We start from the raw sequence: 13,918 nt of genomic DNA, 5'->3' as shown, positions 1-13,918 counted from the left end.
CGGAGGGTGCTTGCCCAGCTCCGGCAGTCTTCCATGACACCCATCTATGCATCAAAAAAAGAAGGACACCCATAAGGCGCCCTTCTTTATCATCTATTATTCACCTGAAACGTAAGGCAGTAATGCCATGATACGCGCACGCTTGATAGCAACAGTCAATTTACGTTGGTATTTAGCGTTTGTACCAGTTACACGGCGAGGTAAAATTTTACCGCGCTCAGAGATGAATTTTTTCAGAAGATCTACATCTTTGTAGTCGATGTGAGTGATTCCGTTTGCTGTGAAGTAGCAAACTTTACGGCGCTTTGCACGTCCGCCTCTGCGTCCTCCTCCAAATGCCATGTCATTTCCCTCCTTTTGGTTTTAGTATCGTGTACCCGTCCAAACAAGGAGATCAGAATGGCAGATCGTCATCAGAGATGTCGATTTGGCCATCATTAGCGAATGGATCTTCATCCACTCGCGTATATCCTTGATTGCGGTTATTGTTTTGTCGCTGATTCTGATCATTATTTCCATATGGGAAATCCTGTTCTCTTGAAGGACCGCCATAGTTTCCGTCATTACGGCCGCCGCTAGGGGCACCGCCTGAAGCATTTCTCGGCTCCAGGAACTGAACGCTGTCTGCCATTACTTCTGTAACGTAGACGCGTTTGCCGTCCTGTCCCTCATAGCTGCGGGTCTGGAGGCGTCCATCAACGCCGGCAAGGCTTCCTTTTTTGAGGAAGTTTGCTACGTTTTCAGCTGGACGGCGCCAAATCACACAGTTGATGAAGTCAGCTTCCCTTTCTCCCTGCTGATTCGTAAAAGTACGGTTAACAGCAAGTGTGAAGGAAGCAACGGGCACTCCATTTGGCGTGTACCTTAACTCAGGATCTTTCGTTAAACGTCCGACAAGAACAACGCGGTTCATCATCAGAATCAACTCCTTCCTTATTTAAAACTGGTCTATTTCAAGTCTTACTTTTCGTCTTTAACAACCATGTGGCGGATGATATCTTCGCTGATTTTAGCAAGGCGAGTGAACTCGTCCACTGCAGCAGCTTCCGCGTTCAGGTGGATCAACTGGTAGTAGCCATCGCGGAAATCGTTGATTTCGTAAGCCAGGCGGCGTTTGCCCCAGTCTTTTGATTCAGTCAGTTCCGCACCATTATCAGTCAGGATAGAGTTAAAACGCTCAACTAGAGCCTTTTTAGCCTCATCTTCAATGTTTGGACGGATGACGTACATGATTTCGTACTTTCTCATCTCATTACACCTCCTTTTGGTCTAAGCGGCCCATTCGGGCAAGGAGTAACTATTCATTACTCACAAGTTGAAATTATAGCATATATACGGAAGGAAAGCAATCTTCCTCCCCAAAAAGAAAAAACCTCATTTCGAGGTATATTCATCATATCATATTTTATTGGACAATTTCCATTCTTTTATCCCAAATTCCGGAAGCAGTATTCATCCTCAAATGCAATCTCTTTATATTCGCCAGCAGCTGGTCCATGTTCGCTTCCCACGACTGCCGCTCAGCATACTTTCCCGCTTCCCTGGACATGCCTGCGAGCTTGGCGGGATTTCCAAGCAGCTCCTGTATGATATTTGCAAATGATTCGCTGCTGCCTGCCGGTCATATCCGGCAGTCCTGCCGTCCGAGATGATTTCCGCCGGGCCGCCTTTGTCTGCCACAACAGCAGGAGTGCCTGATGAGAGGGCTCCAAGGACCACGTTTCCAAAGGTTTCAGCAGGGGAGGGGAAGACAAGCAAATCGGCTGCTGTATAAGGCGTTCTTTGCCTTCAGGTTCAAAGAGGCTTTTGAGTCGAGGGGCTAGCGCCCGGAGCTGGACCATTGAAAGACGGAGGGGGTGTTCAGCCACGACAAACTATGAGGCACTCTTTTCCACATTTGATTATGTCAGAGTATCTCTAGATGCTCTCATAAGGTATTCTGACACTGCTCAAGCCCATACAAAGTGCCTCAAAATCCAACTACCACCCCTGCATCCCCAGCCAAACAAAAAAAGCCCCCAAAAAAGGGAGCCTCTCATCATACTTATTAAACATTAAAGCGGAAATGGATGATATCTCCGTCTTTAACGATATATTCTTTACCTTCCAGACGTACTTTCCCTGCTTCTTTCGCAGCTGCCATTGTTTTGGCTTCCAGCAGGTCATCGTAATGGACAGTTTCTGCCCTGATGAAGCCTCTTTCAAAGTCTGTATGGATGATGCCGGCACACTGAGGTGCCTTCATGCCCTTGCGGAATGTCCAGGCGCGGACTTCCTGCACACCTGCCGTGAAATAAGTGGCAAGGTCAAGGAGGTGGTAAGCTGAGCGGATCAGCTGGTCAAGGCCTGATTCCTCGATGCCAAGCTCTTCAAGGAACATCTGCTTTTCTTCGCCTTCCAGCTCAGCAATTTCAGATTCAATTTTCGCACAGACCACGATTACTTCGGCATTGTCCTTCTCCGCAAAGTCCCTGACGCTCTGGACATATTCGTTTGATGAAGGATCTGCCACATCGTCTTCCCCGACATTGGCGACATACAGGACAGGCTTGATAGTCAGGAGGTGAAGGTTCTTGGCGATTTTATGCTGCTCTTCTGTGAACTCCACAGTGCGGGCAGGCTTGTCCGATTCGAACGCATCCTTCAGCAATTCAAGGACTTCAAGTTCAGCGACAGCTTCTTTGTCCTTCTGCTTTGCCATTTTGCCGACGCGGGCAATGCGCTTCTCAACAGATTCAAGGTCAGCAAGGATCAGCTCCAGATTGATGGTTTCGATATCGGAAATCGGATCGACCTTCCCGGATACGTGCGTGATATTATCATCAGCAAAGCAGCGGACAACCTGGCAGATTGCATCCACTTCACGGATATGTGAAAGGAATTTATTCCCGAGGCCTTCCCCTTTGCTGGCGCCTTTTACAATTCCGGCGATGTCTGTGAATTCGAATGTTGTCGGTACAGTTTTCTTCGGCTGAACAAGCTCTGTCAGCTTGTTCAGACGGTGGTCAGGTACCTCAACAATTCCCACATTCGGGTCAATCGTACAAAACGGATAGTTGGCAGATTCCGCACCTGCCTGTGTTATTGCATTAAATAATGTAGATTTACCAACGTTCGGCAAGCCTACAATCCCAGCTGTTAATGCCATGCCAGTCACTCCTCAACTTTTATTTCAGCATCTATTTCAAAAACTGTGAAATCTATTTTCATAAGGCTGTTTTTCATCTCATAAAATTGGACAAGCCTCCCACAATTATAGAGATTTGCCGGGGAAAAGACAAGTGCATCACTTTCCAGAAAAAAGAAGCATGACTATTCTTCATGCTTCACGAGGATTTTCTTTATTTTCCGGCTGAATTCTTTTCGCGGGATCATGACGCTATGCGAGCAGCCCTCGCATTTGATGCGGATATCCATGCCGAGGCGGATGATTTTCCACCGGTTGGCCCCGCACGGATGGGCTTTTTTCATCTCTACTACATCATTCAGGCCATATTCTTTTGGTTCCATGCTTTTTCCTCCTATGCTTTTCCCGTGCTTTTTTCAGGCTTGTCTTCCTGGCGCGAGTACATGACCAGGCGCGGGAACGGAATTTCGATGCCATGTGCATCAAGGGCCATCTTGATTTCCTTCCTTAGCTGTCTGGCGATAAAGAAATGCTTCATCGGCATTGTCTCCGCCGTCACCCGGATGACCACATCTGATGCGGCCAGGTTCTGGATACCTAATATTTCAGGCGTCTTGACCATATCTTCATATTTTTCAGGCAAGGTTTCCAGGAGGTCTTTAAGCACCTGCTCAGCCTTCTGGATATCCCCTTCATACGCAATGCTCACATCCACAAAAGCCACACTGTTATGAAGTGAGAAATTGGTCACCTGGACGATGCTTCCATTCGGCAGGATGTGAAGCTCACCTGTCCAGCTCTTAATCTTTGTTGTACGGAGGCCGATTTCCTCTACGGTTCCTTCGAATTGGTCGACCCTGATATAATCCCCGACAGAGAATTGGTCTTCAAATATGATGAAAAAGCCGGTGATGATATCCTTCACAAGGTTCTGGGCACCAAAGCCGACTGCAAGCCCCACAATCCCGGCACCGGCAAGGAGAGCCCCCACATCAATCGTCAAGGTCGAGAGAATCATCATGATCATGATGAACGACACCACATACGTCAGGACATTTTCAAGCAGCTTGACCAGCGTTGCCTCCCGGCGGTGGCTGATCCGGAGCGGCGAATGGCTCCGCACGGCAAAAACCTTGCGGATGGCCGCCCGGCCGATCCTGATGATCAGGCTTGATACAATCAGAATGGCAATGATCTTCAAAAATCCAAGGCCAATGGCACTCCACATATTCTCATCGGACAGCTGATCCTTAATTCCCTGAAGCATTTTTTCTGTAGAAGTCATGGTTTCACCCGCTTACTTTTAGTGAATTATATAAGAAAATCGCCAGCGCCTTATCAATGGACTCTAATCAGTATTGCGCGGCGTGCAAAAAGCATCTGCAGGATTCTGCCCCAAGCCTGTTCCCCGAGGCCATAGGCGCAGCTGCCACTCAGCAGCCGAAGTTCAGAATTATACTTTCTTATCTTATAAAATTAAATCCATTTTAACAATTTGCAGGATTTTTTTACAGTCTGACATGTGATGCCTTCCCTGAAAATTCTTTTTCAATTCCTATAAAACCATCCCCGCCTGCACAAGCGCCTTTAACCCATTAAAGGAAAGCATACCAAGTTATGATTCTCTGTTTATCTTTTTACTGATGCAGGTATGTATAGATTACAAAATTTTTCCGTATACTGTTACTACCATAATGAGGGAGTGGAACCAATGAACTTAAGAACGAATTTATTTGAAAAAAAGGCCAGCAGTGCCCGCGTTGCCCATGATGAACAGGAAGCTGCAAACAAGCTGGCTGCTGAGCTCTTAAATTTCATGCCCCCAGGCATCGGTGTACGCCCTGTCGTTTTTGTCTGCATCGGCACTGACCGCTCTACCGGAGATTCATTGGGCCCGCTCGTCGGCACACTTCTGGAGGAAAAGGCCGTGGCGCCTTTTCATGTATACGGAACGCTGGATGATCCGATCCATGCCGTGAATCTGGAAGAAAAGCTGAAGGAAATTAAGGAATCGCATGTACGTCCCTATATCATCGGAATTGACGCATGCCTTGGCCGCCTGAAGAGCGTGGGCGTCATCCAGGTCGGATCCGGTCCGGTCAAGCCGGGAGCGGGTGTGAACAAAGAGCTCCCTGAGGTAGGCGATATGCATATCACCGGAATTGTGAATGTGAGCGGATTTATGGAATTCTTCGTTCTGCAGAATACGAGGCTGAATCTTGTGCTGAGGATGGCGAAGACCATTGCTGCCGGAATCCATGAAGCGAGCCTGAACGCAAGATTTAAGCAGGCATGGCCGCGCATCAGCTGGGATCTGGGAGCAGTGGAACAGGCTAAGCTGAATCAATAGAGAAGAGGATGGACAGACAACTGCCGTCCACCCTCTGTCAAACAAGCTGATGGTAAAAATAGATCGATGTGACGATAACAGCCGTCACAAGGATGCCGGGCAGAAGATTAGCCACCCTGATTTTCGTCAATCCTGTCAGATTCAGCCCGATTGCAAAGATCATTACCCCGCCCGCTGCTGTCATTTCAAGAATGAACTGGTCCATCAGTGCCTGGGGGACAAACCGGTCTATCTGGGTCGCAAAAAGGGCAATCAGCCCTTCATAAAGGACGACTGGTATTGCTGAAAAGATGACGCCGATCCCAAGGGTAGTGGTCAAAATCAGCGCCGTAAAGCCGTCGATGATTGATTTGGTGTACAGAACATCATGGTCTCCGCGGATGCCGCTGTCCAATGCCCCGATGATTGCCATAGCACCGATCACAAAAATGAGGGTCGCTGTCACAAAGCCCTGTGAGATGCTGCCCTGTCCATTTGAACCAATCTTTCTCTCCAGCCAATTGCCGACTGCATTGAGCTTATCCTCAAGCCCAAGCCACTCGCCTATCACAGCCCCAAGCACAAGACTCAGGATGACAATCAGGAAATTTTCACTTTTGAAGCCCATCTGCAGGCCAAGGACAATGACTGCCAGTCCAATCGCATACATGACGGTGCCTTTCATGCTTTCAGGGATGCGGTGGAGCAGCTTGCCGAGAAGCGTACCGATCACAATCAGCAGTCCATTCACTAATGTGCCTAATAAAAACATTGCAATTCACCTTTATCTGTATAGTAGTTTATGAAAAAAGAAGAAAAAGCCATCCATGATGGCTTACGAACGTTCCTGGTCCAATATTTGTAAAATCCGGTCCAAATCGTCTTTTGAAAAGAATTCGATCTCGATTTTGCCTTTGTTCTGATTTTTATTCTGTTTGATGCTGACCGGGGTTCCGAACCGTTCCCGCAGCGAGGTTTCCTGGGCTTTGATAAATACATCCTTCGGCGTCTTCACTTTTTTTGTTTCACGTGGAACAAGATCATTCAGGTGATGGATCAGCTGTTCAAGCTGGCGGACATTGAGCCCTTCCTTTATCGCTCGGTCAGCGACTGCCTGGACCTTTTCCTTCTGCCTGAGGCCCAGCAGCGCACGCCCATGGCCCATCGTGATCTTGCCGCTTGAGATCAGCTCCTGAATTTTCGGAGGAAGAGATAGAAGCCTGATATGATTGGCGATATGCGGCCTGCTTTTCCCCAATCTTTTCGCAAGCTCTTCCTGTGTCATCTTCAGCTTCTCAATCAGCTGCTGATAGGCGGCCGCTTCTTCCATTGGAGTGAGATCCTCACGCTGCAGGTTCTCAAGTATGGCCAGCTCCATCATCTGCTTTTCGGTCAATTCCCTGATGACGGATGGCACTTTTTCCAGGCCGGCTTCCCTGGCAGCCCGGCAGCGGCGTTCACCTGCGACGATTTCAAAGCCTTTAATGCTTTTTCTCAGGATGACCGGCTGAAGAATGCCATGCTCCTGGATCGACTGCTTCAGTTCTTCAATTGCTGCTTCGTCAAATGTTTTTCTAGGCTGATAAGGATTCGGACGGATTTCCGAAAGCCTGATTTCCTGGATTGTTTCCTCAGAATCTGCCTCGGCGTTCGAGAAGAAAGCATTCAGCCCTTTTCCCAGACCTTTAGCCATTCGAAATCACTTCCTTTGCCAAATCTAGGTACACTTCAGCTCCCCGGGATTTCGCATCATAAATGATGATCGGCTCCCCGTGGCTCGGTGCTTCACTTAAACGGACATTGCGCGGAATGATCGTTTTATAGACTTTATCCTGGAAGTATTTCTTTACCTCTTCAATTACCTGTATACCCAGATTGGTCCTGGCATCAAGCATCGTCAGAAGCACACCTTCGATTTTCAGGTCATGGTTCAGATGCTTCTGGACAAGGCGGACCGTGTTCAAAAGCTGGCTGAGCCCTTCGAGTGCATAATACTCACACTGGACCGGTATCAGGACGGCATCGGAAGCCGTCAGAGAGTTGATCGTCAGAAGGCCGAGGGAAGGAGGGCAGTCGATGATGATATAATCGAAGTCCTTTTTCACTTCTTCAAGGGCCCTTTTGAGTCTCACTTCCCGGGAAATAGTCGGAACCAGCTCAATTTCCGCCCCTGCGAGCTGAATGGTCGCAGGAATGGCATATAAATTCTCAACGGCCGTCGGCTTGATCACTTTCAGCGCTTCGACATCATCAACAAGAACATCGTAGATGCACTGGTCCACATCAGCTTTTTCTATACCGATCCCGCTTGTTGCATTGCCCTGCGGATCAATATCGACCAGCAGCACTTTCTTGCCTATGTATGCCAAGCAGGCTCCCAAATTCACAGAGGTCGTCGTCTTTCCGACTCCTCCTTTTTGATTCGCAATCGCAATAATTTTCCCCACGGTGCCACCTACCTTATTCCTCTAAACAATGATATCTATTCTATTCATAATCTATTCAATCAGAAAAAAACTTACTAGAGTCACGACTTCTATTTTATCATGAATGGAATATGATGTTAGGTTTTTTCTTAAAATTCCCACAGATTGAAGAGAAATGAATATTTTGCCTGCTGCAGGCTCAGACTTTCAGCCTGCCCCGGAAGCCTCTCGCAGCATAGTAAGAATCCGCGCCATTATGATAGACGAATACCTGGTTATAGCGCCGGTCGCAGAAAAGGGCGCCGCCAAGCTTCCTGACTTCAGCAGGAGTCTGCACCCAGGAGGATGTTTTCAGGTCAAAGCTTCCGAGCTTCTGAAGCTCCCGGTACTGCGCTTCTGTTAAAAGCTCGATGCCCATATCGGCAGCCAGGTCCATTGCACTTGTTTCAGGCTTATGCTTTTTCCTGGACTCCAGCGCCTCACGGTCATAGCAGACGCTGCGGCGGCCTTTCGGGCTTTCCGCTGAACAATCACAGAATATGTATTCATCATTTTTTTCATCATAAGCAACGACATCCGGCTCCCCGCCGGTCACTTCCATTTCATTGAGCGTCCAGAGCTTGTCAGTATGGTCAGCCAGTTTTGCCTCCACTTGAGTCCAATCAAGATTCTGATGGCGCTCCATATTTTTCTCAAAACGGTCCTTCAATGTGCCCAGCAATTCTTCCCTTTGCTCTGAAGACAGGTCCTTGTTCATGCTTTTTCCCCCTTAAATAGTGTTGTGATAATAATGAAAAACGCACTGTGGATTCCGGTATGAAATACAGTGCGTTTTGTCTACATATTCAGTGTGTCTCGCAATCTATCATTTCTTTTTAGGAATCTTGATCGTGAACTGATAGAATTCCTCGAATTCCTCTTCTTCGGAATCCAGATTAATGCCGCTGTCTGAAACCATATTGAGGGACTGGCGGATGGTATTGACCGCTATCCGCATGTCCTTGCTGAAAGCCTTCCGCTTCGGCTTCGGCTTGTTTTCGCCCTGCTCGAGCAGCTTGACGACTCGTTCTTCCGTCTGTTTGACATTGAGGCTTTTCTCAATGATTTCTTCCAGAAGCTTGACCTGCTTTTCCGGATTCTTCAGCGGAATGAGAGAGCGGGCATGGCGCTCTGTGATCTGCTTGCCCAGCAATGCTTCCTGGACCTGCTCCGGAAGCTTGAGGAGCCTGAGCTTATTCGCAACGGTGGACTGTCCTTTACCAAGCCGCTGTGCCAGGGCCTCCTGGGTCAGATTATGAAGCTCCAGCAGCTTTCCGTAAGCAACCGCTTCCTCGATCGGCGAAAGCTCCTCGCGCTGGAGATTTTCAATCAGGGCAACAGAGGCGGTCTCGGTGTCGCTGAGATTCTTAACAATCGCAGGCACTTCGTCCCAGCCCAGTTTATTCATTGCCCGCCATCTGCGCTCACCGGCAATGATTTCGAATTTTCCGTCCTCAAATTCCCTGACGACAATCGGCTGGATGATCCCGTGCGTATGGATCGTCCGGGACAATTCCTCGATTTTCTCGTCATCAAACACCGTTCTCGGCTGAAAACGGTTCGGCACAATCTGTCCGATCGGAATCTTCCTGACTTCTTCCCTGTTAGTCGGTTCTTCTTCTTCTTCTATATTTAACTGTTCATCAGCTTTTTCGATTTCCTGTTCTTCCTTTTCGCCTAGGCCAAAAAAGCGTGAGAAAGAATGCTTCATCACCCTGCACCACCTTTACGAAACTCCCTATTACATATTCTCCTAAAAAACGGGAACTCCTGCACCTCCGATAAACAATCTTCCGACAGGAGCCGCGTTTTCAACCATGAGAATATGGATATATAACAACAGCTGCTATTAAAAATTATGCCATAAATCCGGGACAAAAGTAACTAATTATTCAATTGGGCTCTTATTCGGGGTGCCCGGTTTTCTTGGAAATTTCTTCGGTGCCGGCTTTTCTTTCCGGATCACAAAGATATTCCGCTCGCTTTCTTCTTCTGGTAAAAGGAAGGAATGGGAATCCTCCAATTTGCCGCCAAGCATCGTAATCGCTTTCTTGCCTGCAGCCAGCTCATCCTGGGCGCTGGCCCCTTTCATGGCCACAAAATGGCCGCCGACCTTGGCAAGGGGAAGGCAAAGCTCAGCCAGCACCGACATTCTGGCGACAGCCCTCGCTGTCACAACATCAAATGCTTCCCTGTAGTCCTTGTTCTGTCCGAAGGTTTCCGCCCGGTCATGGACGAAGCGGACATTTTCAAGACCAAGCTTTCCTGCAAGGTGCTCCAGGAAATTGATCCGTTTATTTAATGAATCAACGATGGTCACGCTGATCTCCGGGAATGCAATTTTGATCGGAAGGCTCGGGAAACCCGCTCCTGCACCTACATCGCAAATATGTAAGGGCTTGGAGAAATCAAAATAAAAGGCAGCGGAAACAGAGTCATAGAAATGCTTCAAATAGACTTCCGGCTTGTCTGTTATGGCTGTCAGATTCATTTTTTCATTCCACTCAACCAATGTTTCGTAATAGATATTATATTGATCAATCTGCCTGGGAGAAAGGGAGATCCCTTTCTCCCCCAGCATCTTGATGAATTGTTCAGTATTCATTGCCCATTCCTTTCCTGCAGCTGTGATTAGTTGTTGGAAACTCTGGCGACCCTTCCCTGCTCAAGATAGACAAGCAGGATGGAGATATCGGCAGGATTGACGCCGGAAATCCGGGAAGCCTGTGCAATGGACAGCGGGCGTACTTCCTTCAGCTTTTGGCGGGCCTCTGAAGCGAGTCCGTTGATAGCATCATAATCGATATTTTCCGGCACCTTTTTGTTTTCCATCTTCTTCAGGCGCTCGACCTGCTGCAGGGATTTTTCGATATATCCTTCATATTTCAGCTGGATTTCGACCTGTTCTGTCACGTCAAAGTCCAAATCTGCGTCGGCAGGCGCCGCAAGCTTGATATGCTCATACGACATTTCCGGGCGCTTAAGCAGGTCTGATGCACGGATACCGTCCTTCAGCTCGCTTCCGCCCTGGTTTTTGATCATTTCCTGGACTTCGGCAGATGGCTTGATAATAATGGAACGCAGCCTTTCTTTTTCCGTTTCGATTGCCTGCTTTTTCTCTGTGAAGCGCCCGTATCTTTCTTCGCTGATCAGGCCGATCTTATGGCCTACATCCGTCAGGCGCAGATCGGCATTGTCATGGCGTAGAAGCAGCCGATATTCCGCACGGGAAGTAAGGAGTCGGTAAGGCTCATTCGTCCCTTTTGTGACAAGATCGTCGATCAGTACGCCGATATAGGCATCAGAGCGGCTGAGGATAAGCTCTTCCTTGCCAAGCGCGTTTAGGCCGGCATTGATTCCTGCCATAAGCCCCTGGCCTGCTGCTTCCTCATATCCGGAGGTTCCGTTGATCTGCCCGGCAGTATAAAGATTCTTGACCTTCTTCGTTTCCAATGTCGGCCAAAGCTGAGTCGGAACGATGCTGTCATACTCAATCGCATATCCGGCACGCATCATCTGGACATTTTCAAGGCCCGGGATTGTGCGGAGGATCTTCTGCTGCACATCCTCCGGAAGGCTTGTGGAAAGCCCCTGCACATACACTTCCTGCGTATTCCGGCCTTCAGGCTCAAGGAAAATCTGATGGCGGGGCTTATCATTGAAGCGGACCACCTTATCTTCAATGGATGGGCAATAGCGCGGCCCTGTCCCTTTGATCATGCCTGAATACATCGGCGAACGGTGCAGATTGTCGTCGATCAGCTGATGTGTTGTTTCATTTGTATAGGTAAGCCAGCACGGCAGCTGGTCTGTAATGTATTTTGTCGTTTCATAAGAGAACGCCCGCGGCACATCGTCGCCGGGCTGTATCTCCGTCTTGCTGTAGTCGATCGTATGGCTGTTGACGCGCGGAGGCGTACCGGTCTTGAACCGGACCATATCGAAGCCAAGCTCCTGCAGATGCTCAGAAAGCTTGATGGACGGCTGCTGATTGTTCGGGCCGCTTGAATATTTCAGTTCGCCGAGGATGATTTCCCCGCGCAGGAATGTCCCGGTGGTAATGACAACCGTCTTCGCGCTGTATGCCGCGCCGGTCATCGTTACGACACCCTTGCAGATGCCGTCTTCCACGATCAGCTTTTCAACCATGCCCTGCAAAAGTGTGATATTCGGTTCGTTTTCGATCGTTTTCTTCATTTCATGCTGATAGGTGAATTTATCTGCCTGTGCCCTGAGCGCACGTACAGCCGGGCCTTTTCCTGTATTCAGCATCCTCATTTGGATATGGGTTTTGTCGATATTTTTGCCCATTTCACCGCCGAGGGCATCTATTTCCCTGACCACAATCCCTTTTGCCGGACCTCCGACTGAAGGGTTGCACGGCATGAAAGCAACCATATCAAGATTGATGGTCACCATAAGTGTTTTAGCGCCAAGCCGCCCCGCAGCCAGGCCGGCCTCGACTCCTGCATGTCCTGCTCCAATAACAATGACATCATAATTGCCTGCATCATACTGCATGTTTCCTGCTGCCTCCTTCTTTCCAGGCTGTTTTCCCGCCTGCCGGATTATTTCCCAAGGCAAAACTGGGAGAAAAGCTGGTCAATCAAGCTGTCATGGACGCTTTCTCCGATGATCTCGCCCAAAAGCTCCCATGTTCTTGTCAAATCTATTTGAATAATATCAATTGGCGTTCCAAAATCTACTCCGTTCAGCGCTTCCTCAATGCTGTTCAGGGCCTGGTTCAGCAAAGCGATATGGCGGGTGTTGGACACATAAGTCATATCGCCCGCTTCAATGCCTCCGGCGAAGAACAGGGAAGAAATGCTTTCCTCCAGTTCATCGACACCCTGGTCCTCGAGGAGGGATGTCGTCACAAGCCTATGCTTTGCCGAAAGCTCCCGCACCCGCTCCATATCGATTTTCTGCGGAAGGTCGGTCTTATTGACAATGACGATCACATCCATGTCCTCTACCACTTTGAAGAGGTTCTCATCTTCCTGTGTCAGCTCATCTGAATAGTTGACAACAAGCAGAATCAAATCGGCCTCCTTCAGCACCTGGCGCGATCTTTCCACACCGATCCGCTCGACAATATCCTCTGTCTCCCGGATGCCGGCTGTATCAAGGAGCCTTAATGGCACTCCCCTGACATTTACATACTCTTCTATCACATCACGAGTCGTACCCGGTATATCTGTTACGATCGCCTTGTTTTCATGCACAAGGCTATTGAGCAGGGAAGATTTCCCTACATTTGGCCTCCCGACGATCACCGTCGACAGTCCTTCACGAAGAATTTTCCCCTGCTGGGAAGTCTTCAGGAGCTTCTCAATCTCTCCTTTGACGAAGCCGGCCTTCTCGAGCAGAAGCTGATGGGTCATTTCTTCGACATCATCATACTCCGGATAATCGATATTAACCTCGATATGGGCTAATGTTTCAAGGATTTCCTGCCGCAGCCTTTTTACCAGATTGGAAAGGCGTCCTTCCATCTGGCCCAGCGCCACATTCATCGCCCGGTCTGTTTTGGCGCGGATCAAATCCATTACCGCTTCTGCCTGGGAAAGGTCGATCCGTCCGTTCAGGAACGCCCTCTTTGTGAATTCACCAGGCTCGGCGAGGCGGGCGCCATGATTCAGCACGAGCTGCAGCACCCGGTTGACCGACACAATCCCGCCATGGCAGTTGATCTCTACCACATCTTCCTTTGTGAAGGTTTTTGGCCCCTTCATCACTGATACCATCACTTCCTCTGCCACTTCACTGGTTTTCGGATCGATGATATGGCCGTAATGGATCGTATGGGAAGCGGCATCACTTATGCGTTTCCCTCCAACTCCCCTGTATAGCTTGTCTGCAATGGAGAATGCCTCATCGCCGCTCAGCCGTACAATGGCGATTGCGCCTTCCCCCATCGGAGTGGATATCGCTGCAATTGTATCTAGCTCCACCCTGCTGCCACCTCATTTCCTGTTTTCTATCTATATAATTAAA

At 48.9% G+C, this 13,918-nt stretch carries 16 protein-coding genes; 1 reads left to right on the top strand and 15 read right to left on the bottom strand.

Going from position 1 to position 13,918, the window contains the following annotated elements; translation table 11 throughout:
• Positions 1-96: 96 nt before the first annotated feature.
• From rpsR to LCM00_RS22185, 7 genes are all read right to left on the bottom strand, one after another.
• The gene (rpsR, locus tag LCM00_RS22220) at positions 97-342 is read right to left on the bottom strand and encodes a 30S ribosomal protein S18 (RefSeq protein ID WP_009796290.1); all 246 of its coding nucleotides are present in this window, start codon (positions 340-342) and stop codon (positions 97-99) included.
• A gap of 52 nt (positions 343-394) precedes the next feature.
• Positions 395-916 carry a single-stranded DNA-binding protein gene (gene ssb, locus LCM00_RS22215; RefSeq protein ID WP_022544627.1) on the bottom strand — a complete coding sequence of 174 codons (522 nt, stop codon included), beginning with the start codon at positions 914-916 and terminating at the stop codon, positions 395-397.
• 44 nt (positions 917-960) lie between these two features.
• On the bottom strand, positions 961-1,248 hold the full coding sequence (gene rpsF / locus LCM00_RS22210; protein WP_009796293.1) for a 30S ribosomal protein S6: 288 nt from the start codon (positions 1,246-1,248) through the stop codon (positions 961-963).
• Positions 1,249-1,405: 157 nt separating this feature from the next.
• Positions 1,406-1,549 carry a hypothetical protein gene (locus LCM00_RS22205; RefSeq protein WP_224906124.1) on the bottom strand — a complete coding sequence of 48 codons (144 nt, stop codon included), beginning with the start codon at positions 1,547-1,549 and terminating at the stop codon, positions 1,406-1,408.
• A gap of 498 nt (positions 1,550-2,047) precedes the next feature.
• Positions 2,048-3,148 carry a redox-regulated ATPase YchF gene (gene ychF, locus LCM00_RS22195; protein WP_009796296.1) on the bottom strand — a complete coding sequence of 367 codons (1,101 nt, stop codon included), beginning with the start codon at positions 3,146-3,148 and terminating at the stop codon, positions 2,048-2,050.
• Between the two features lie 164 nt (positions 3,149-3,312).
• Positions 3,313-3,510, bottom strand: a complete 198-nt coding sequence (locus tag LCM00_RS22190; protein WP_224906084.1) for a DUF951 domain-containing protein — start codon at positions 3,508-3,510, stop codon at positions 3,313-3,315.
• 11 nt (positions 3,511-3,521) lie between these two features.
• Positions 3,522-4,412, bottom strand: coding sequence for a mechanosensitive ion channel family protein (locus tag LCM00_RS22185; protein WP_224906082.1), 891 nt, complete (start codon positions 4,410-4,412; stop codon positions 3,522-3,524).
• A gap of 426 nt (positions 4,413-4,838) precedes the next feature.
• Here LCM00_RS22185 and yyaC point away from each other — a divergent pair, with 426 nt between their 5' ends.
• Positions 4,839-5,477, top strand: a complete 639-nt coding sequence (gene yyaC / locus LCM00_RS22180; protein ID WP_224906080.1) for a spore protease YyaC — start codon at positions 4,839-4,841, stop codon at positions 5,475-5,477.
• Between the two features lie 37 nt (positions 5,478-5,514).
• On the opposite strand, the gene LCM00_RS22175 is transcribed toward yyaC, so the two are convergent.
• From LCM00_RS22175 to mnmE, 8 genes are all read right to left on the bottom strand, one after another.
• Positions 5,515-6,228: a DUF554 domain-containing protein gene (locus tag LCM00_RS22175; RefSeq protein ID WP_224906078.1), complete on the bottom strand. Its 714-nt coding sequence runs from the start codon at positions 6,226-6,228 to the stop codon at positions 5,515-5,517.
• A 63-nt stretch (positions 6,229-6,291) separates the two neighbouring features.
• On the bottom strand, positions 6,292-7,149 hold the full coding sequence (locus tag LCM00_RS22170) for a ParB/RepB/Spo0J family partition protein (RefSeq protein ID WP_224906076.1): 858 nt from the start codon (positions 7,147-7,149) through the stop codon (positions 6,292-6,294).
• On the bottom strand, positions 7,142-7,903 hold the full coding sequence (locus tag LCM00_RS22165; RefSeq protein WP_009796303.1) for a ParA family protein: 762 nt from the start codon (positions 7,901-7,903) through the stop codon (positions 7,142-7,144). The genes LCM00_RS22170 and LCM00_RS22165 overlap by 8 nt, the downstream gene beginning before the upstream one ends.
• Before the next feature lie 178 nt (positions 7,904-8,081).
• Positions 8,082-8,639 carry a DUF4256 domain-containing protein gene (locus tag LCM00_RS22160; RefSeq protein ID WP_224906074.1) on the bottom strand — a complete coding sequence of 186 codons (558 nt, stop codon included), beginning with the start codon at positions 8,637-8,639 and terminating at the stop codon, positions 8,082-8,084.
• 108 nt (positions 8,640-8,747) lie between these two features.
• Positions 8,748-9,632, bottom strand: a complete 885-nt coding sequence (gene noc, locus LCM00_RS22155) for a nucleoid occlusion protein (protein ID WP_224906071.1) — start codon at positions 9,630-9,632, stop codon at positions 8,748-8,750.
• Positions 9,633-9,809: 177 nt separating this feature from the next.
• Entirely contained in the window at positions 9,810-10,526 is a 717-nt protein-coding gene (gene rsmG / locus LCM00_RS22150; RefSeq protein WP_224906069.1) for a 16S rRNA (guanine(527)-N(7))-methyltransferase RsmG, read from the bottom strand.
• Positions 10,527-10,552: 26 nt separating this feature from the next.
• Positions 10,553-12,442: a tRNA uridine-5-carboxymethylaminomethyl(34) synthesis enzyme MnmG gene (gene mnmG, locus LCM00_RS22145; protein WP_224906067.1), complete on the bottom strand. Its 1,890-nt coding sequence runs from the start codon at positions 12,440-12,442 to the stop codon at positions 10,553-10,555.
• A gap of 47 nt (positions 12,443-12,489) precedes the next feature.
• Positions 12,490-13,875: a tRNA uridine-5-carboxymethylaminomethyl(34) synthesis GTPase MnmE gene (gene mnmE, locus LCM00_RS22140; protein ID WP_224906065.1), complete on the bottom strand. Its 1,386-nt coding sequence runs from the start codon at positions 13,873-13,875 to the stop codon at positions 12,490-12,492.
• Between the last annotated feature and the right edge of the window lie 43 nt (positions 13,876-13,918).

It is taken from the genome of Bacillus infantis (assembly GCF_020171945.1).
Taxonomy (GTDB): Bacteria; Bacillota; Bacilli; order Bacillales; family Cytobacillaceae; genus Bacillus_AB; species Bacillus_AB infantis_A.
This window is presented reverse-complemented; position numbering and strand designations above follow the sequence as displayed.